We start from the raw sequence: 17,450 nt of genomic DNA on the forward strand, positions 1-17,450 counted from the left end.
CTGTGTCAGGACCGGATGCCCGCCCCGCCCCGGGTTCGACAGTTGTGGCGGGTTTTGAGGGGTGCTCTGGCTGACGGGGTGAAATGCCTCAACGGCTGACGCGGTACGCAGCAACGGGTTCCGGGGTGCCATGTCGTGGCACGTCATGGCCCATGGAGCCATGGACTGGCCTGCTGCCGGTTCCGTGGACACGAAGACAAGATCGTGACCATGGAACTGGAGAGTGAATGTGACGATACGGAAATTCATCCGCGAGCTCAGGATCGAGGCAGTGAAGCCGGTGACGGAGCGGGGCGTGTCGGTCGCGCAGGCACGCCGGGATCCGGCCGAGAGCGTGCCGCGACGCTGGATGCGCGCAGCGTCGGTGGCGCCGGTCACGGCGTTTCCCGGAAACGGGCAGCAGCGCGCCGGGCTGGCCGAGATCGCGGTCCTGACGACAGAACTCGCGCGTCTTCGAGCGTGACATCCCGGTAAGGGCGGCGGCTTTTCTCGCGCGGGCGTAAGGGCATGACTGCCATTGCTCCGAAGGAATGCCCGAACACATGACGTTCGCCTTCATTGCAAGGCACCGGCATATCTGGCCGGTCCGCTGGCTCTGCGAGGTGCTGGCGGTCTCGCGCTCGGGCGTCCACGCCTGGCCGGGCCGCCCGGCCAGCGCCCGGGCGATCGAGGACGCGAAGCGCGTCATCGCCATCGACAAGCGCCTCAACGCCAGCGATCGGACCCATGGCCCCCGCCGCGTCTGGCACGGTGTCCTCGTGGACGGGCGCGCCTGCGGGCTGCATCGGATCGAACGTCTGATGCGGCGGAACGCCATGAGAGCGCGGCCCAAGCGGCGTGGAAAGCCGAGAGACGATGGCGAACGCTCGGTCATCGCCGACAGCATTCCCGACCGCGACTTCGAGGCGGACCGGCCGAAGCGGAAGTGGCTGGCCGACTTTACCCATATCTGGACGGTGGAAGGCTGGCGCCATGTCGCGGTCGTGCGCGACCGGCTCTCCCGCCGCGTCGTCGGCTGGTCCATGCAGGCGGACCGGGACGCCTCACGGGTCATGGACGCGCTGATGATGACCGTCTGGCGGCGCGGCAAGGCCGACGCGCTGCTTCATCATTCCGATCAGGGGGCGCAATGCGACCTGCGAGTGGAGTGCGCCCCTGCGGGTGGACATGATCACGCTGGGTCTTTGACAGGGGGTCAATTCCGGATGCCGATTGACAGTCTGGCAACGTGGCCGAGACCAGGACCATGCTGGCGACCGCGCCGGCACGCTTCCCGATCCAGCGTGTGATCCCGGTGGCCGACCGGGGCCTGCCGAGCCTGGAGACTATCGCAGAGCTGATCGCCGGGGCGATCGGCGGCTGGCGTGCACCATGGCGGTGCCGGTGCGACCCTACGCCGAGTTGGTGGACATCCTCCGCGCCGTCGCCGCGGCCGAGATGACCGACCTCCTCAAACCCGACCGCTTCTCTTGGTCGGTGGAGGCGGCGGCCGTGGCCACGGTGCAGATTTTCGATGGCAGGGGCGCGCGGATCCCCACCCGCCAATCTGACCCCCGCCGACGCCGTAGCACGCCACCGGCGCTGGCCGATGTCGTGCGCGGCCTGCACACTCCGACATCGAGACCGCACCGGTCCACCACCGCCTGCCGGATCGTCGTCGCGCCCCCGCGCTGATCTGCGTCCTGAGCCGGGTGCTCGATCGCGTCCTGCCCATGCACCTGAGGGCCAGGGGTGAGGCCGCCAGCCCTCGCACCGCGCCCGACCTTCGCGCGCCTTCGGAAGCACACAGCCCACATCGTAGAACGCACCTTCTACGGCATCACCGCGGAACAACGCGACCTCTGCGGCACCCTGAAACTGCCAAAAAGCGCCTGACGCCCCACGGTTGTGCCAAGGGCGCCAGACTCAACACACGAAATCACGCACCTGGTCGATTTCAGGATGAACCTGGGGGCACCGGTATCAGCCGCCGGTGTTCAGCGCGTCCTGCAACGCACGCGCGCCGTCCTCGGGCTTCCAGTGGCCCGCGCGCTCCAGCGCGTCGGCGACCTCCTTGGGCATGTAGGTCTCGTCGTGCTTGGCGAGGATCTCGGTGGCACGGAATACGCCGTCCTCCAGCCGCCCCATGCCGACCATCCCCTCACCCTCGGAGAACAGGTCGGGCAGCACACCCGCGAACACCACCGGGACGTCGGCCGCGCCATCGGTGACGACAAAGCGCACCTCATAGCCGTCGCCACGCACCAGCGTGCCAGGCGCCACCAGACCGCCGAGGCGGAACACCTCGGTCGGGGATGGCGGGGCGGCAATGATGTCGGAGGGCGCACGGAAGAAGTTGATCCCGTCGCGCATCGCGTATCCGATCAGCGCCGTCGACAGCGTCAGGGCCACCACGGCCACGGCCACGATCTGGATCCGGCGTTTCTTCTTGATGTTCTTCATCTTCGCCTCTTGCGACCCCGGACGACACCGCCCGTATTCAGGGAAAGACCGGCGGCAGGGTCAGGCCTGCGGTCTCCTCGGCTCCGAGCATCAGGTTGGCGTTCTGCACCGCCTGCCCGGACGAACCCTTGGTCAGGTTGTCGAGCGCAACCACCACCACGGACCGACCCGGCATGCGATCGCCCACAACCCCAATATGCACGAAATTGGAGCCCCGCACATGCCTTGTGGAGGGGACTGCGCCAAAAGGCAGCACATGGACAAAGAATTCCAGATCATATCGCCGTGACAGGCTCGTGTGCACCGCCTGCGGATCGCCATCGACATAGATCGTCGCCAGAATGCCGCGGTTCATCGGCGCCAGGTGGGGGGTGAATTGCACCTGGACGGGGCGACCGGCGACGCGGGTGAACTCCTGGTCGAACTCGCCCAGATGGCGGTGGGTGCCGCCCACGGCATAGGGGTGGGTGCCCTCCGACAACTCGGCGTGCAGCAGATTCTCGCGCAGGGTGCGACCGGCGCCCGACACCCCGGCCTTGAGGTCGATGACGATGCGGTCGGGGTCGATCACCCGGTCCTCCAGCAAGGGCCGGATGCCATAGATCCCGGCGGCGGCGTTGCAGCCGGTGCCGGCGACCAGGCGCGCCGTCTCGATATCGTTGCGGTAGAATTCGGTCAGGCCGTAAACCGCCTCGGCCTGCAGATGCGGGGCGGCGTGGGGCTGGCCGTACCACGTCTCATAGGCGGCGGGGTCGCGCAGCCGGAAATCGGCGGACAGGTCCACCACCCGCAGATGCCCCGGCAACCCGGCGATCACCGCCTGGCTGGTGGCGTGCGGCAGCGCGCAGAACACCAGTTCCACCTTGTCGAAGCTCATCTCCTCGATCCGCTGGAGACGCGGCAGGGCCTCCAGCGCCAGATGCGGAAACACCGCCCCCACTTCCATGCCGGCCTTGCGGTCGGCCGACAGCGCGACGATGTCCATCGTCGGATGGGTGGCGATCAACCGGATCAGTTCGGCCCCGGTGTATCCGCTGGCGCCCAGAATCGCGACCTTGCGGCTCATGCATTCACTCCCTGCCACGGCCCCCTCCTGTGGTGGCGCTCAGCCCTAGCCCGGCGGCGCGGACTTGCCAACCGTCTGCGGCACCCCATCAGGCGGACCGGAACGCGATGGCCCGCCGCAGGAACTGCGCGGCCTGTGCGCCCACGATCCGCGCGTCGCCGGTGGTCAGATGCTCCGCCACCCTCCCCGTACCGCGCAGGTCCGGATGGCGCAGCAGATAGTCGGCCAGGCTGTCGGCCACGATCGCGGGCTGCGAGATCACCCGCACGCCAGGGCCCAGCGCCTCGGCAAAGGCCTGTTGCATCAGCGGGTAATGGGTACACCCCAGCACCGCCGCCTCGGGCGCGGGCATGCGCCGGCGCAGGGCCGCGACATGGGACTGCACCAGCGCCTCGGCCAGCATCATGTCGCCGGCCTCGATCGCGTCCACCAGCCCACCGCAGGGCTGCGCCTCCACGTCCACGCCGATGGCGCGGAATGCCAGTTCACGCTGGAACGCCCGGCTGGAAACGGTCGCGGGCGTGGCAAACAGCGCGACATGGCGCACCGCCACCTCGCGCGGGGGGGAATTGTCGCCCCACTGCCGCTCGGTCAGTGCCTCGATCAGCGGCACGAACACGCCCAGCACACGCTTGTCGCGCGGCACCCAGGTTTCCTGCATGCGCCGCAGCGCCGCGGCCGAGGCGGTGTTGCACGCGAGGATCACCAGATCACAGCCCGCATCCCAGAGCCGCTCCACCCCCGCGCAGGTCAACCGGTAGATGTCATCGGGCGTGCGCGTGCCGTAGGGCGCATGCGCGTTGTCACCCAGATAGACAAAGGGCACATCGGGCAGCCGCCGGGTCAGCGCCTCCAGCACCGTCAGCCCGCCCAGCCCCGAATCAAACACACCAACGGCCATGCCCACCCTTCCCGCCTGCTGCGATCAGCGCCGGTGGTGGGCCTCGAACTCATGGCCCAGCAGGCGCGGATCGATCCGCTCAGGCGACAAGCGATAGGTCGCGGCGCGCAGAAAATCCATCATCGCTTTCGCATCGCCCGCCAGCGGCGCCAGATCGGCCGGCGGGATCGGCGTGCCGATGGCCATGCGCACCGGCCGGTCCACCCGCGCGGCGAACTCCCGCAGCAGCAGGGACATGCGCAGGGTGGTGTTCAGGTGGCTGGCGATCTGGAACAGGCGCGAGTTGTGGCCGTCGAACCACATCGGCACCACCGTGGCCCCCCCGCGCGCCACCAGCCGCGCGGTGAAGCCGCGCCACACCGGATCCAGCGGCCGGCCGAAGGGGCGCGCGGCGGTGGCCACGGTGCCGCCGGGAAAGATGCCGATGGCCCCACCGTCGGCCAGGTGCTGCAGCGCCTGCGCCCGGGTGCGCAGGTTGCGCGCCTGCGCCGCGCGGCTGCCGTCAAAGGCGATGGGCAGGATCACACGCTCCAGCGCCCCGGCGCGGCGGAACACCTCGTGGGCGAGGATGCGGAAATCGTCCCGCCGCCGCGCCAGCACATGGCCCAGCATCAACCCGTCGAGGATGCCGAACGGATGGTTGGCCACGACGACCAGCGGCCCGTCGCGCGGGATGTCCTCCAGGGCGCCGTGGAACACCTCGGGCGTCAGCCCGTAGCGCGCCGTCATCACCGACCAGAAGTCCCGGCCCGCCGCCACCTCGGCCCCGTAACCGGCGGCGCGGCGGATCAGCCGCGGCCGGCCGGTCGCGTTCTCCACCACCCGGATCAGGGCACGTCCGACCCGGCTTCCGGCCGAGGCGGCATAGCTGATGTCGCGGGCCAGCGCCTCGGTGTGCGGCGCCGCCATCTCCGTCCCGCCACTGTCGAGCATCCCACGCCCCCGCGCGCCCCGGGCCATCCCGCAGGCCCCCGGGCGCGGCATACGTCAGGCGTGCGTCATCTCCGTGACGGGGGCCGGTCCGATACGGGGCCGATCTGACACGGGGCCGGTCACTCGGCGGCCTGCGCCAGGGCTGTGCCCTGCCCGCGCAGCACGGCGCGCAACTCCTCACGCCGGCGGGCGGCGGCGTCGGCGTTGGCGGCCTTGACCGGACCAAAGCCGCGGATCTGCAGCGGCAGTTCCGCCAGCGCGACCGCGGCGTCGAGGGTCGCGGGCGTGACGCGGGCCAGCGCTTCGGCGATGTCGGCCTCGTACTCGCGAATCAGGCGCCGCTCCATCCGCCGCTCGGCGGTGTAGCCGAAGGGATCGAGCGGCGTTCCCCGCAGCGGCTTCAGCGCGGCGAGCAGCCGGAACGCCCGCAGGATGCCGGGCCCGAAGCCGCGCTTGCGCGGGCGCCCCTGGGCATCGCGCCCCGGAAGGAACGGCGGCGCGAGGTGAAAGGTCATGCGGAAATCCCCGTCGAATTCCGCGCGCGCCTTCTCGGCGGTCTCCAGGTGCAGGCGGGCGACCTCGTACTCGTCCTTGTAGGACAGAAGCTTGTGATAGCCCTGCGCGACCGCTGCCTTCAGGCGCGGGTCGTCCACCCGGTCCACCAGCGCGCGGTACCGCCGCGCCAGCCGCGCGGACTGATAGGCGGTCAGGTGCGCCGCGCGGACGGCGATCCGCGCTTCGGGCGTCGAGGGGGCGGCCACCACGTTGGGGCTGACCATCCGCGCCGCCTGATCGGGGTGCAGCACCGCCCAGCGGCCCAGCGCAAAGGCGCGCTGGTTGGCCTCGGCCGCGGCGCCGTTGAGGGTGATCGCGCGGATGATCGCCTCCTGCGTCAGCGGGATCAGCCCGCGCTGCCAGGCGGCGCCGAACACCATCATGTTGGAGAAGATCGAATCCCCCATCAGCGCGCGCGCCAGTTCTGTCGCGTCGAACAGATCCACCCGGTCGCGCAACCGCGCCTGAAGTCCGACCCGCAGGTCATTGGTAGGGATGCGAAATTCTGTATTTCGGGTGAACTCTCCGGTGACGATGTCGTGGTCGTTGACCACCGCGCCGGTGCGGCCCGTGCGCATCAGGCCCAGCGTCCGCGCGCCCGCGGTGACCACCAGATCGCCGCCGATGACCGCGTCGGCCTCGCCGGTGGCGACACGGATGGCGGTGATGTCGTCCGGCGCCTTGGCGATGCGGCAATGGATGTGCACCGCGCCCCCCTTCTGCGCGAGGCCCGCCATCTCGATCATGCCGGCGCCCTTGCCGTCCAGATGGGCGGCCATGGCGATGATTGCCCCCACCGTGACGACCCCGGTGCCGCCCCCCCCGGTGATCACCAGGTTATGGGTGCCGTCGATTTCCGGCAGGACCGGGTCGGGCAGGTCCGGCAGATCGACCTGCGCGGTCGCGGCCTTTTTCGGTTGCGCCCCCTCCAGTGTGACAAAGGACGGGCAGAAACCCTTGAGACAGCTGAAGTCCTTGTTGCAGGCCGACTGGTCGACGGCACGCTTGCGGCCCAGTTCGGTCTCGGCCGGGACGATCGCCACGCAGTTGGACTGCACGCCGCAATCGCCGCAGCCCTCGCAGACGTCGGTGTTGATGAAGATGCGGCGGTCGATGTCGGGAAACTGCCCGCGCTTGCGGCGGCGACGTTTCTCGGCCGCGCAGGTCTGGGCATAGATGATGACCGACACGCCGGGGATCTCCCGGAATTTTTCCTGCACGGTCTGAAGGTCGGCGCGTTCATGCCGCTCCACCTCGGCGGGAAAGCGCGAGAAGTCGGGGGGCTCCTTGCCGTCATAGACCAGCGCCACGCGCTGCACGCCCATGGCGCGGACCTCGTGGGCGATCTGTTCCGCGGTCAGGCCGCCGTCGTTCTTCTGCCCGCCGGTCATGGCGACGGCGTCGTTGAACAGGATCTTGAAGGTGATGTTGGTGCCCGCCGCCAGCGCCGCGCGGATCGCCTGCACGCCCGAGTGGTTGTAGGTCCCGTCGCCGAGGTTCTGGAACACATGCGGCCGGGTGGAGTACGGTGCCTCGCCGACCCAGTTGACCCCCTCGCCGCCCATCTGGGTGAAGCCCACGGTGTCGCGGTCCATCCACTGCACCATGTAATGACACCCGATCCCGGCATAGGCGCGCGAGCCCTCGGGCACCCGGGTGGAGGTGTTGTGCGGGCAGCCCGCGCAGAAATACGGCAGGCGCGCGGCCAGGTCGGGGGCGTTGTCGGCGCGCCGCGCCTCGGCCAGGGCCGCGATCCCGGCCTCGATGCGGTCGGTGCGGCGGCCCTCCTCCAGAAGCACGGCGCCGATCTGTTCGGCGATCATGATCGGGTCGAGCTGGTAGCGGGTGGGGAACATCTCCACCCGCCGGCCATCGCGGACCGCGTCGCCCTTGTGCCAGCCATAGACGCGCCGACCACGGCGGTCGTCGAAGATCGCCTCCTTGACCTGCACCTCGATCAGCTTGCGCTTTTCCTCGACCACCACGATCAGGTCCAACCCCTCGGCCCATTCGCGCAAGCTCGCGATGTCCAGAGGCCAGGTCATGGCGACCTTGTAGGTGGTGATGCCCAGCCGCTCCGCCTCGGCCCCGTCGATGCCCAGCAGCGACAGCGCATGAACGAGGTCGAGCCAGTTCTTGCCCGCCGCGACAAAGCCGATCTTCGCCCCCGGCCTGCCCCACACCCGGCGGTCCAGCCGGTTGGCGCGGCCGAACGCCTCGGCGGCGAAGCGCTTGTGGTCGATCATGCGGGCTTCCTGCGCCACCGGGGTGTCCACCAGGCGGATGTTCAGACCGCCCTCGGGCATGGCAAGGTCGGGGCGCACCAGCTGCATGCGGTGGGGATCGCCGTCGATGACGGCGGTGGCCTCCACGTTCTCCTTCATGGTCTTCAGCCCGACCCAGACACCGGCGAATCGCGACAGCGCGTACCCCACGACGCCGAAATCGATCAGCTCCTGCACGCCGGCGGGCGACAGAACGGGCATGTAGGCATCCACCATCGCCCAGTCGGACTGGTGCAGCGTGGTGGAGGATTCGCCGGTGTGGTCATCCCCCATCGCCATCAGCACCCCCCCGTGGGGCGAGGTTCCGGCCATGTTGGCGTGCCGCATCACGTCGCCCGAGCGGTCCACCCCCGGCCCCTTGCCGTACCACAGGCCGAAAACGCCGTCGTATTTCCCCTCGCCGCGCAATTCGGCCTGCTGGGTGCCCCACAGCGCGGTGGCGGCCAGATCCTCGTTCAGCCCCTCGCGGAACAGCACATTGGCGGCCGTCAGCTCCGCCCTGGCGCGGTTCATCTGCATGTCCACCGCCCCCAGCGGCGAACCGCGATAGCCGGTGACACAGCCCGCGGTATTCAGCCCCGCCGCACGGTCGCGCGCCGCCTGCGTCAGCATCAGCCGCACCAGCGCCTGCGTGCCATTGAGAAGAACCGGAGACCGCTCCAGATCGAAGCGGTCGGACAGCCGCACATCCTGCCGTGTCATAGCACCCCTCCCAAGGTGTGAGTCTGGCCGCCAGCTTAGGTCACGATTACTGACCTACCAACCACAAACTTTCCGAAATGGCTTTCTCGGTGGGCGGCCAGCGACTATGTCCAAGCGTGACACACTCTTATGTCATTTGGAAAAGATGTATCTTTGATGGATTGGGACAAGCTCAGGATCTTTCACGCCGTCGCGGATGCCGGCAGCCTCACCCATGCGGGTGAGACGCTGAATCTGTCGCAATCCGCCGTCAGCCGGCAGATCCGCGCGCTGGAGGAGGCGCTGGACACCAACCTGTTCCACCGCCACGCCCGCGGGCTGATCCTGACCGAACAGGGCGAGCTGCTGTTCGACGCCACCCGCGCCATGGCGCAGCGGCTGGACGCGGCCACCGCGCGCATCCGCGACAGCGAAGACGAGGTCTTCGGAGAGCTGCGCGTGACCACCACCACCGCCTTCGGCACGCTGTGGCTGGCGCCGCGGCTGTCGGCGCTGTTCGCGCGCTACCCTGAGCTGCGAATCGACCTGATGCTGGAGGAGCGCGTGCTCGACCTGCCGATGCGCGAGGCCGACCTTGCGATCCGCATGAAGGAGCCCAGCCAGGCCGACCTGATCCGCAAGCGGCTGATGAGCGTGCGCATCGCGCTCTATGCCACGCCGGGGTATCTGGAACGCTGGGGGACGCCATCGGCGCTGGCCGATCTGGCGCAGCACCGGCTGGTGTGCCAGAATCCGACCACCCCGCAGACGGCCGCCTCGGCGGCGATGGTGCACGGGCTTCTGGCCAACACCATGCGCTCCACCCTGACGGTGAACACCTATTTCGGGGTGTTGCAGGCGGTGCTGGGGGATGCCGGGATCGGGGTGCTGCCGGACTACATCACGCGCGACGCGCCCGAGCTGGTGCGGGTGCTGCCCGATGTCGAAAGCAACGAAGTGCCGGTGTTCCTCGCCTATCCGGAAGAACTGCGCCATTCCAAGCGCGTGGCGGCCTTTCGCGACTTCGTGCTGGAGGAAATCGTGGCGGATCGGCGCCGGCGCTGACGGCCCAGGCACAACCCCAGATTGCTCGATCGCTCCCGCCATGGGTGAGGCATGCGCGCAACGCATTGCGGAAATGCACAGACCTTGGGCACTCCGAGGTTGCAGCGGGTCGGGGTGCGGCCTACTTCTGTAGACAGAAGGCGATGGTCGAGGCCGGAACCTTCTACCTCCCTGTTGGACTTGGGCCGAGCCTTGAGCTCGGCCTTTTTTTTGGCCCGTCTCCCCTGACCCGTCGCCACAGGGGCAGACAGCGGGAAATGCAAAGGGGCGGCCCGACCGGACCGCCCCCCGCACATGGTCGACGCGGTGTGCGCCTCAGCGACCGTCCACACGCACCTCTGCGCGCAGTTCGGCCAGCCGCTCGGCGGCGCCGTCGCGCGACAGCGTGGACTTGCGACCACCCTCGGCGCGCAACTTCTCCATCGCCCGCACCGAGGCGTAGGCGAACGCCAGAACGGCACCCAGCGTGCCAAGGCTCAGGACTGCGACAATCTCACCCATGATCCGGTTCCCTGTTTTTGCGTGTTGTCCAAGCAATACGCAGGGTCCCGCGAGGCGGATCACCGAAACCGAAAAAAATATCGGATCGCTACGAGTCGGCCGGGCGCGGCCGGTCGGGCGGACGCGGATCAGTTCACCAGCGCGATGACCCCAAGCCAGAACACCAGCAGGCCGGGAATGCCGAACTGCGCGGCAAACAGGCTGAGCAGCAGCAACAGCCCGAGCACGCCGCCGACGACGCCCGCCTGTTCGCGCAGGCCAAGCCGCTTGATGCGCCCCTCCACCTCCGCGATGGAGCGCGAGCGCCAGACCCCGGCGATCAACGTTGCGCTGACGGTGCGGCACATCTGCCCCATCGGCGACAGCAGGCTGTGGTGCGTCATCGGCATGGCGACCCTCCCCCCGGACGGCGTATCCAATAGCATGCAAACGCGATCCGGGCAAGCTGCCCTGCCCCTTCCGCAGCGGCCGGTCATGGCGTAGAGGGGGGCCGCCGCCACCCTGGGGATTGTTGCCATGTCCGAGCCCGACACGCCCGCCCGCGCGCACGCAGCGCCGCCCGAGCCCGAGATCACCGACGCGCTGATCGCCGAGCACGGGCTGACGCCCGAGGAATACGCCCGCATCCTGCGGCTGCTGAACCGCCCTCCCAGCTTTACCGAGCTGGGCATCTTCTCGGCGATGTGGAACGAGCATTGTTCCTACAAATCCTCCAGAAAATGGCTGCGCACCCTGCACACGACCGGCCCGCAGGTTATCTGCGGCCCCGGCGAGAACGCGGGCGTGGTCGACATCGGCGACGGCCCCGACGGCGCGAAACTGGCCGTGGTGTTCAAGATGGAGAGCCACAACCACCCCTCCTTCATCGAGCCGACGCAGGGCGCGGCGACCGGGGTGGGCGGCATCCTGCGCGACGTCTTCACCATGGGGGCGCGACCGATTGCCGCGATGAACGCGCTGAGCTTCGGCCGGCCCGAGCATCCGCGCACGCCGCATCTGCTGCGCGGCGTGGTCGAGGGCATCGGCGGCTACGGCAACTGTTTCGGCGTGCCCAACGTGGGCGGCGAGCTGCGCTTTCACGAAAGCTATGACGGCAACTGCCTTGTGAACGCCTTTGCCGCCGGGATCGCGCGGGCGGACGCGATCTTCTATTCCGCGGCCAGCGGCGTCGGCATGCCGGTGGTGTACCTCGGGGCCAAGACCGGGCGCGACGGGGTCGGCGGCGCCACCATGGCCTCGGCCGAGTTCGGCGAGGGCACCGAGGAGAAGCGCCCCACCGTCCAGGTGGGCGACCCGTTCACCGAAAAGCGCCTGCTGGAGGCGTGCCTCGAGCTGATGGAGACCGGCGCCGTGATCTCCATCCAGGACATGGGGGCGGCGGGCCTGACCTGTTCGGCGGTGGAGATGGGCGACAAGGGCGGCCTTGGCATCCGCCTCGACCTCGACCGTGTGCCGTGCCGCGAGGCGGGCATGAGCGCCTACGAGATGATGCTGTCGGAAAGCCAGGAGCGGATGCTGATGGTCCTGCGCCCCGAGCGCGAGGCCGAGGCGCGCGCCATCTTCGACAAATGGGATCTGGATTTCGCCGTGGTCGGCGAGACCATCCCCGAGGATCGCTTTCTGATCCTCCACCAGGGCCGTACCATGGCCGACCTGCCGCTGCGCGCGCTGTCGGGCGAAGCGCCGGAGTACGACCGCCCCTGGGTGGAGACGCCGGCGCCGGCGCCCCTGCCCGATCTGCCGGACCTTCCGCCCCTCTCGGCGCTCACGACGCTGATCACCAGCCCCAACCACGCCCACAAGGGCTGGGTCTGGGAGCAGTACGACACCCAGGTCGGCGCCGACACGCTGCGCACCCCGGGCCAGGGCGCGGGCATCGTGCGGGTGCACGGCACCGACAAGGCGCTGGCCTTCACCGCCGACGTGACCCCGCGCTATGTGCGCGCCAACCCGCGCATGGGCGGCCGCCAGGCCATGGCCGAGGCCTATCGCAACCTGTGCGCGGTGGGCGCGCAGCCGCTGGCGGCCACCGACAACCTGAACTTCGGCAATCCCGAGAAGCCCGAGATCATGGGCCAGCTCGTCGGCGCGATCGAGGGCATCGGCGAGGCCGCCCGCGCCCTCGACATGCCGATCGTGTCGGGCAACGTGAGCCTTTACAATGAAACCGACGGCCACGCGATCCTGCCCACGCCGACCATCGGCGCGGTGGGCCTGCTCGCGCACCTCGACGATGTGATCCCGGCGGCGCCCGGGGCGGGGATGGTGGCGCTGCTGATCGGCGCGCCGGGCACCCATCTGGGCCAGTCCGCGCTGGTGCTGGAGGCCTGGGGCATCGAGGGCGGCGACGCCCCCGACGTGGACCTTGGGCAGGAGGCCCGCCACGGCGCCTTCGTGCGCGACAACCGCGCGCTGATCGGGGCGGCCACCGACCTGTCGGATGGTGGCCTTGCGCTGGCGGCGTTCGAGATGGCGGCGGCCGGCGGGGTCGGCGTGACGCTGGAGACCGCCACGATGACCGAGCTGTTCGGCGAGGATCAGGCGCGCTACCTCGTAGCCTGTTCCTTCGACCAGGCCGAGGCGCTGATGGTCGCGGGCCATGCCGCGGGCGTGCCGGTCAGCCATGTCGGCCGCTTCGGGGGCGACACGGTTTCGCTGGGGGGCGACAGCGCACCGCTCGCCGATCTGGTGGCGCTGTGGCGCGGGGCGCTGGCCGCGCGCTTTGCCTGAGCGTCCGGGCCACCTTGCCACGCCGCAGGACGGCGATTACCTCTCGGCCATCAAGGGGCGGTCGCGTTCCCACCGGCCGCCGCAACAGCACAGACAGAAGGAGCCGCCGCGCATGCCGATCTCGGCCGAGGAAATCGAGGACCTGCTGCGCGAGAGCTTTCCGCAGGCCCGCATCACCATCACCGACCTCGCCGGGGACGGGAATCACTATGCCGCCGAGGTCATCGACGACAGCTTTCGCGGGTTGAACCGCGTCCAGCAGCAGCGCGCCGTCTACTCTGCCCTGAAGGGCAAGATGGACGGCAGCCACGGCGAGCTTCACGCGCTCGCCCTCACCACCAAGGCACCGGAGTAAGGGCACATGGCCGACGCGCAGGAACAGATCAGGCAGACCGTCACGGACAATGACGTGGTGCTGTTCATGAAGGGCACCAAGAGCATGCCGCAATGCGGATTTTCCAGCCGCGTCGCGGGGGTGCTGAACTTCATGGGGGTGGAATACGCCGACATCAACGTGCTGGCCGACGAGGACATCCGCCAGGGGATCAAGGACTACTCCGACTGGCCGACCATTCCGCAGCTGTATGTGAAGGGCGAATTCGTCGGCGGCTGCGACATCATCACCGAGATGACCCTGTCGGGCGAGCTTGACCAGCTGCTGGACCAGAAGGGCGTGCGCTACGACAAGGCCGCCGCCGACAAGATCCGCGACGCCAACGCCTGACGGCGCCAGCTCCGGCCCGGGCCCTCGAGGAAGACCCGGGCGCGGGTCCGGACTGGTGCGATGACACAAACGGGGGCGCGGCGCCGGTGGGGCCGCGCCCCCGTGCGTCAGGGCGTCAGGCCTCGCGGTGCTCCATCTGCTCGGCCAGGGCCTCGGCCCGGGCGGCGAACTCCGCCAGCCGGTCGGTGACGCCCTCGGGGATGACCGGCACCTCCACGCGCACCGGCTGGGGCGGGGGAGCGTTGCGCAGCGCGGTGAGCTCCGCCTCCATGGCGGCGATCTGCGATTGGGCATCGGCCAGGGCGGCCTCGGCGGCGGCGGTGCGGTCGGCCAGCATCAACCCCGACATCAGCAGCATGCGCCCCTCGGGGATGCGCCCGGCCTGCGCCAGAAGGGTCTGCGCCTCGGTGTCCAGCATTGCGGCGGCGGCGATCAGGAACTGCTCCTCGCCATCGCGGCAGGCCACCTCGAAGACCTTGCCGCCGATGGAAATGTTCTGCTCAGCCATGCCGGTCCTCCTGTGCGTCGGTCTGTCCCTGGGGGGCGCCCGCCTCGGCCAGGGGGGCCAGCTCGGCCATCAGCTCCTCCAGCTCGGCCACCTCGGCGCGGCGGGCGGCGCGCAGCGCGTCCAGCTCCGCGCGCAGCGCACCGATGAGGGCGGCCTCGTCGCCGTCGCCGTCACCCTGCCCCGCCATCAACGCCGCGTTGGCCTGCGCCAGATCCGCGTTGGCGCGCTTGAGCTGCTGCAACTCGTAGCCCTGCCGGTCGAGGTGATCGTTCGCGCGCTCCAGCTTGGCCGAGGCCTGCGCCAGCCGCGTCTCCAGGCGCCCGACATCGGCACGCAGCCGCTCGGCCAGCCGCGCCGAGGTCGCCCGCTCGGCCTCCAGCGCGTCCTGGAGGGCGATCTCGGCGGGGCTGGGCCCCGTCGGTTCCGGCTCGGGCTGTGGCGCCTCCACGGCGCGGGCAATCCGGTCGAGCGCCGCGGCAATGCGCCGCTCAAGCTCGGTCAGCTCACTCATCGACATGCTCCCTGGCATACGCACGACGGGCCCGCGGCCCGGGCTGCGTGCGGTGGCGGACGGGGCACAGCGACGAATCGCCCCGCGCCCCGCGGCCCCGACGTTAGCGCAAAGCCCGACCCGATGGCGCCCCCCGTTTTGGACCCGGCGGCCCACCGCATCCCCCCTGCATCGCTGCGGTGCCCGCGCGCCCGACCGCCGACACCCCGCCCGGCGCTTGATCTTGGGCGCGGGGCTGATATGGCCTGCCCATCCCACCGAGCCGAATAAAAGGACATCGCCCGTGGACATCGCAACCCTGCGCCAGACCCACCCCGATCACTGGATGAAGGCCTGCGCCCTGCGCGTTCTGGCCATGGATGCGGTGCAGGCCGCCAACTCCGGCCACCCCGGCATGCCGATGGGCATGGCCGACGTGGCCACCGTCCTGTTCGAGCGTCACCTGAAGTTCGACGCCAGCACTCCCGACTGGTTCGACCGCGACCGCTTCATCCTGTCGGCGGGGCATGGCTCCATGCTGCTGTATGGCCTTCTGCACCTGACCGGCACGCCGGGCATGACCATCGAGGAGGTGAAGAACTTCCGCCAGTGGGGCGCGCGCACCGCCGGGCACCCGGAATACGGCCATGCCGCGGGGATCGAGACGACGACCGGTCCGCTGGGCCAGGGCCTCGCGACCGGCGTGGGCTTTGCCATCGCCGAAGAGGCCCTGCGCGCCGAATTCGGCCCCCGCGTGGTCAACCACCGCACCTGGGTGATGGCCGGCGACGGCTGCCTGATGGAGGGCATCAGCCACGAGGCGATCGGACTGGCGGGCAAGCAGCGCCTGCGCAACCTGATCGTGCTGTGGGACGACAACCGCATCTCGATCGACGGCTCGGTCGATCTGTCCTGCGTCACCGACCAGCCCGCGCGGTTCCGCGCCGCCGGCTGGGAGGTGCTGTCGTGCGACGGCCACGACCCCGCCGACATCGACCGCGCGCTGGGCGCCGCGACCCGGTCCGACCGCCCGGTGCTGGTGCAGTGCACCACGCACATCGGCTATGGCAGCCCGAAGAAGCAGGACACCGCGGGCGCCCATGGTTCGCCGCTGGGCGATGCCGAAATCGCGGCCGTGCGCGAGATCTACGGCTGGTCGCACCCCCCCTTCCACATCCCCGAGGACGTGCGCACGGCATGGGCCGCCATCGGCCGGCGCGGCGCCGAGGCCCGCGCCGAATGGCAGACGCGCCTCGACAGCATGCCGCGCACCCGCCGCGCCGACCTGGAGCGCCGCATCGCCGGTGAGGCACCGCGCAAGCTCGCCCCCGCCCTGCGCGCGCTGAAAAAGCAGGTGGTGGAGACCCAGCCCAAGGTCGCCACCCGCAAATCCTCCGAGATGGTGCTGGAGGTGGTCAACGCCGTGATGCCCGAGACCTTTGGCGGCTCGGCCGACCTGACGGGGTCGAACAACACGCTGACGGCCGGTCTGGGCGTGTTCGACGCCGACAACCGGCGCGGGCGCTACCTGCACTATGGCATCCGCGAACACGGCATGGCGGCGGCGATGAACGGCATGGCGCTGCATGGCGGCATCCGGCCCTATGGTGGCACGTTCCTGGTGTTCGCCGACTATGCCCGCGGCGCGATGCGGCTGTCGGCGCTGATGAAGCAGCCGGTGGTGTATGTGATGACCCACGACTCGATCGGGTTGGGCGAGGACGGCCCCACCCACCAGCCGATCGAGCATCTGGCGATGCTGCGCGCCACCCCCGACACGCTGGTGTTCCGCCCCGCCGACACGGTGGAGACGCTGGAGGCGTGGGAGTACGCGCTCACGCAGACCACCCTGCCGTCGGTGCTGGCGCTGTCGCGCCAGAACCTGCCGACGGTGCGGAGCCGCGCGGGCGCGCGCAACCTGACCGCGCAGGGCGGCTATGTGCTGGCCGACGCCGAGGGGGGGCGGGCCAAGGCGCTGCTGATGGCGACCGGCTCCGAGGTCTCCATCGCGCTGGCCGCGCGGGATCTGCTGCAGGCCTCGGGTGTGCCGACGCGGGTCGTCTCCATGCCCTGCTGGGAGCTGTTCGAGGAGCAGCCCGAGGCGTACCGCCGCAAGGTGCTGCCCGCCGGCCCGGTGCGCGTCGCGGTGGAGGCCGGGATTCGCTTCGGCTGGGATCGCTGGCTGTTCGGCGAGCGGGGCCGGCGCGAGAAGTCGGGCTTTGTCGGCATGCACGGCTTTGGTGCCTCAGCGCCGGCGCCGGATCTCTATCGCGAGTTCGGCATCACCCCCGAGGCGGTGGCCGACAAGGCCCGCAGCCTGCTGAAGTGACGCCCCCGCCCCGGCCCGGTGGGCCGGGGCCTCAGCCCGCCAGCGGGACCACGTCGACCCGGTGCAGGCTGGCCTGTGCGCCCGCGCCGCGCAGCACGCCGCGCACCGGGGCGACATCGCCGTAATCGCGCCCAACCGCGACGGTGATGTGGTCCACCCCCGCCAGGCAGTCGTTGGTCGGGTCGTACGCGACCCAGCCCAGCCCCCGCCCGCACCAGGCCCGCACCCAGGCATGCATCG

16 protein-coding genes and 2 pseudogenes are annotated in these 17,450 nt (G+C 70.0%); 8 read left to right on the forward strand and 10 right to left on the reverse strand.

Annotated features, from left to right (window positions below):
- Positions 1-229: 229 nt before the first annotated feature.
- From CCR87_RS16710 to CCR87_RS17770, 3 genes and pseudogenes are all read left to right on the forward strand, one after another.
- Positions 230-463: a hypothetical protein gene (locus tag CCR87_RS16710; RefSeq protein ID WP_201158679.1), complete on the forward strand. Its 234-nt coding sequence runs from the start codon at positions 230-232 to the stop codon at positions 461-463.
- Positions 464-542: 79 nt separating this feature from the next.
- Positions 543-1,289: an IS3 family transposase gene (locus CCR87_RS16715; RefSeq protein ID WP_201158680.1), complete on the forward strand. Its 747-nt coding sequence runs from the start codon at positions 543-545 to the stop codon at positions 1,287-1,289.
- Positions 1,223-1,875: pseudogene (locus CCR87_RS17770) on the forward strand (hypothetical protein); the annotation flags it as partial. The gene CCR87_RS16715 and the pseudogene CCR87_RS17770, both read left to right, overlap by 67 nt.
- Before the next feature lie 87 nt (positions 1,876-1,962).
- Here the strand turns inward: CCR87_RS17770 and ccmE are convergent.
- From ccmE to CCR87_RS16745, 5 genes are all read right to left on the reverse strand, one after another.
- Positions 1,963-2,442, reverse strand: coding sequence for a cytochrome c maturation protein CcmE (ccmE, locus tag CCR87_RS16725; RefSeq protein WP_201158682.1), 480 nt, complete (start codon positions 2,440-2,442; stop codon positions 1,963-1,965).
- Between the two features lie 37 nt (positions 2,443-2,479).
- Positions 2,480-3,508 (reverse strand): N-acetyl-gamma-glutamyl-phosphate reductase, encoded by a 1,029-nt coding sequence (argC, locus tag CCR87_RS16730; protein ID WP_201158683.1) that lies wholly within the window; start codon positions 3,506-3,508, stop codon positions 2,480-2,482.
- Between the two features lie 88 nt (positions 3,509-3,596).
- The gene (locus CCR87_RS16735; RefSeq protein WP_201158684.1) at positions 3,597-4,409 is read right to left on the reverse strand and encodes a glutamate racemase; all 813 of its coding nucleotides are present in this window, start codon (positions 4,407-4,409) and stop codon (positions 3,597-3,599) included.
- A 24-nt stretch (positions 4,410-4,433) separates the two neighbouring features.
- The gene (locus CCR87_RS16740) at positions 4,434-5,342 is read right to left on the reverse strand and encodes a lysophospholipid acyltransferase family protein (RefSeq protein WP_242512082.1); all 909 of its coding nucleotides are present in this window, start codon (positions 5,340-5,342) and stop codon (positions 4,434-4,436) included.
- 119 nt (positions 5,343-5,461) lie between these two features.
- On the reverse strand, positions 5,462-8,884 hold the full coding sequence (locus tag CCR87_RS16745) for an indolepyruvate ferredoxin oxidoreductase family protein (RefSeq protein ID WP_201158685.1): 3,423 nt from the start codon (positions 8,882-8,884) through the stop codon (positions 5,462-5,464).
- Positions 8,885-9,040: 156 nt separating this feature from the next.
- Between CCR87_RS16745 and CCR87_RS16750 the strand changes: the two genes are divergently transcribed.
- A complete protein-coding gene (locus CCR87_RS16750; RefSeq protein WP_201158686.1) occupies positions 9,041-9,928 on the forward strand; it encodes a LysR family transcriptional regulator in 888 nt (295 codons plus the stop codon).
- A 315-nt stretch (positions 9,929-10,243) separates the two neighbouring features.
- Here the strand turns inward: CCR87_RS16750 and CCR87_RS16755 are convergent, their stop codons facing one another.
- The gene (locus CCR87_RS16755; protein ID WP_201158687.1) at positions 10,244-10,429 is read right to left on the reverse strand and encodes a hypothetical protein; all 186 of its coding nucleotides are present in this window, start codon (positions 10,427-10,429) and stop codon (positions 10,244-10,246) included.
- A 128-nt stretch (positions 10,430-10,557) separates the two neighbouring features.
- Positions 10,558-10,818 (reverse strand): hypothetical protein, encoded by a 261-nt coding sequence (locus tag CCR87_RS16760; protein ID WP_201158688.1) that lies wholly within the window; start codon positions 10,816-10,818, stop codon positions 10,558-10,560.
- Between the two features lie 127 nt (positions 10,819-10,945).
- Here CCR87_RS16760 and purL point away from each other — a divergent pair, with 127 nt between their 5' ends.
- The 3 genes from purL (at position 10,946) to grxD (ending at position 13,883) form a co-directional block, all read left to right on the forward strand.
- Positions 10,946-13,159 carry a phosphoribosylformylglycinamidine synthase subunit PurL gene (purL, locus tag CCR87_RS16765; protein ID WP_201158689.1) on the forward strand — a complete coding sequence of 738 codons (2,214 nt, stop codon included), beginning with the start codon at positions 10,946-10,948 and terminating at the stop codon, positions 13,157-13,159.
- A 112-nt stretch (positions 13,160-13,271) separates the two neighbouring features.
- A complete protein-coding gene (locus CCR87_RS16770; RefSeq protein WP_201158690.1) occupies positions 13,272-13,514 on the forward strand; it encodes a BolA/IbaG family iron-sulfur metabolism protein in 243 nt (80 codons plus the stop codon).
- A 6-nt stretch (positions 13,515-13,520) separates the two neighbouring features.
- The gene (gene grxD, locus CCR87_RS16775; protein ID WP_201158691.1) at positions 13,521-13,883 is read left to right on the forward strand and encodes a Grx4 family monothiol glutaredoxin; all 363 of its coding nucleotides are present in this window, start codon (positions 13,521-13,523) and stop codon (positions 13,881-13,883) included.
- 115 nt (positions 13,884-13,998) lie between these two features.
- Here the strand turns inward: grxD and CCR87_RS16780 are convergent, their stop codons facing one another.
- Both CCR87_RS16780 and CCR87_RS16785 read right to left on the reverse strand, forming a co-directional pair.
- Complete coding sequence (locus CCR87_RS16780; RefSeq protein ID WP_201158692.1) at positions 13,999-14,391, reverse strand: cell division protein ZapA; 393 nt, start codon at positions 14,389-14,391, stop codon at positions 13,999-14,001.
- Complete coding sequence (locus CCR87_RS16785) at positions 14,384-14,902, reverse strand: hypothetical protein (RefSeq protein WP_201158693.1); 519 nt, start codon at positions 14,900-14,902, stop codon at positions 14,384-14,386. The genes CCR87_RS16780 and CCR87_RS16785 overlap by 8 nt, the downstream gene beginning before the upstream one ends.
- 283 nt (positions 14,903-15,185) lie before the next feature.
- Here CCR87_RS16785 and tkt point away from each other — a divergent pair, with 283 nt between their 5' ends.
- Positions 15,186-17,210, forward strand: coding sequence for a transketolase (gene tkt / locus CCR87_RS16790; protein ID WP_201158694.1), 2,025 nt, complete (start codon positions 15,186-15,188; stop codon positions 17,208-17,210).
- A 31-nt stretch (positions 17,211-17,241) separates the two neighbouring features.
- Here the strand turns inward: tkt and CCR87_RS16795 are convergent.
- Positions 17,242-17,450 (reverse strand): annotated as a pseudogene (locus CCR87_RS16795) (transglutaminase family protein); the annotation flags it as partial.

It is taken from the genome of Rhodobaculum claviforme (assembly GCF_016653255.1).
In the GTDB taxonomy this organism is placed as follows: domain Bacteria; phylum Pseudomonadota; class Alphaproteobacteria; order Rhodobacterales; family Rhodobacteraceae; genus Rhodobaculum; species Rhodobaculum claviforme.

Coding starts and splice junctions, on each gene's coding strand:
- argC (WP_201158683.1), bottom strand. CDS start 3,508: ATGAGCCGCAAGGTCGCGATTCTGGGCGCCAGCGGATACACCGGGGCC.
- CCR87_RS16750 (WP_201158686.1), top strand. CDS start 9,041: ATGGATTGGGACAAGCTCAGGATCTTTCACGCCGTCGCGGATGCCGGC.
- CCR87_RS16755 (WP_201158687.1), bottom strand. CDS start 10,429: ATGGGTGAGATTGTCGCAGTCCTGAGCCTTGGCACGCTGGGTGCCGTT.
- CCR87_RS16715 (WP_201158680.1), top strand. CDS start 543: ATGACGTTCGCCTTCATTGCAAGGCACCGGCATATCTGGCCGGTCCGC.
- CCR87_RS16735 (WP_201158684.1), bottom strand. CDS start 4,409: ATGGCCGTTGGTGTGTTTGATTCGGGGCTGGGCGGGCTGACGGTGCTG.
- CCR87_RS16745 (WP_201158685.1), bottom strand. CDS start 8,884: ATGACACGGCAGGATGTGCGGCTGTCCGACCGCTTCGATCTGGAGCGG.
- CCR87_RS16780 (WP_201158692.1), bottom strand. CDS start 14,391: ATGGCTGAGCAGAACATTTCCATCGGCGGCAAGGTCTTCGAGGTGGCC.
- CCR87_RS16760 (WP_201158688.1), bottom strand. CDS start 10,818: ATGCCGATGACGCACCACAGCCTGCTGTCGCCGATGGGGCAGATGTGC.
- CCR87_RS16770 (WP_201158690.1), top strand. CDS start 13,272: ATGCCGATCTCGGCCGAGGAAATCGAGGACCTGCTGCGCGAGAGCTTT.
- purL (WP_201158689.1), top strand. CDS start 10,946: ATGTCCGAGCCCGACACGCCCGCCCGCGCGCACGCAGCGCCGCCCGAG.
- CCR87_RS16740 (WP_242512082.1), bottom strand. CDS start 5,342: ATGCTCGACAGTGGCGGGACGGAGATGGCGGCGCCGCACACCGAGGCG.
- grxD (WP_201158691.1), top strand. CDS start 13,521: ATGGCCGACGCGCAGGAACAGATCAGGCAGACCGTCACGGACAATGAC.
- ccmE (WP_201158682.1), bottom strand. CDS start 2,442: ATGAAGAACATCAAGAAGAAACGCCGGATCCAGATCGTGGCCGTGGCC.
- CCR87_RS16785 (WP_201158693.1), bottom strand. CDS start 14,902: ATGAGTGAGCTGACCGAGCTTGAGCGGCGCATTGCCGCGGCGCTCGAC.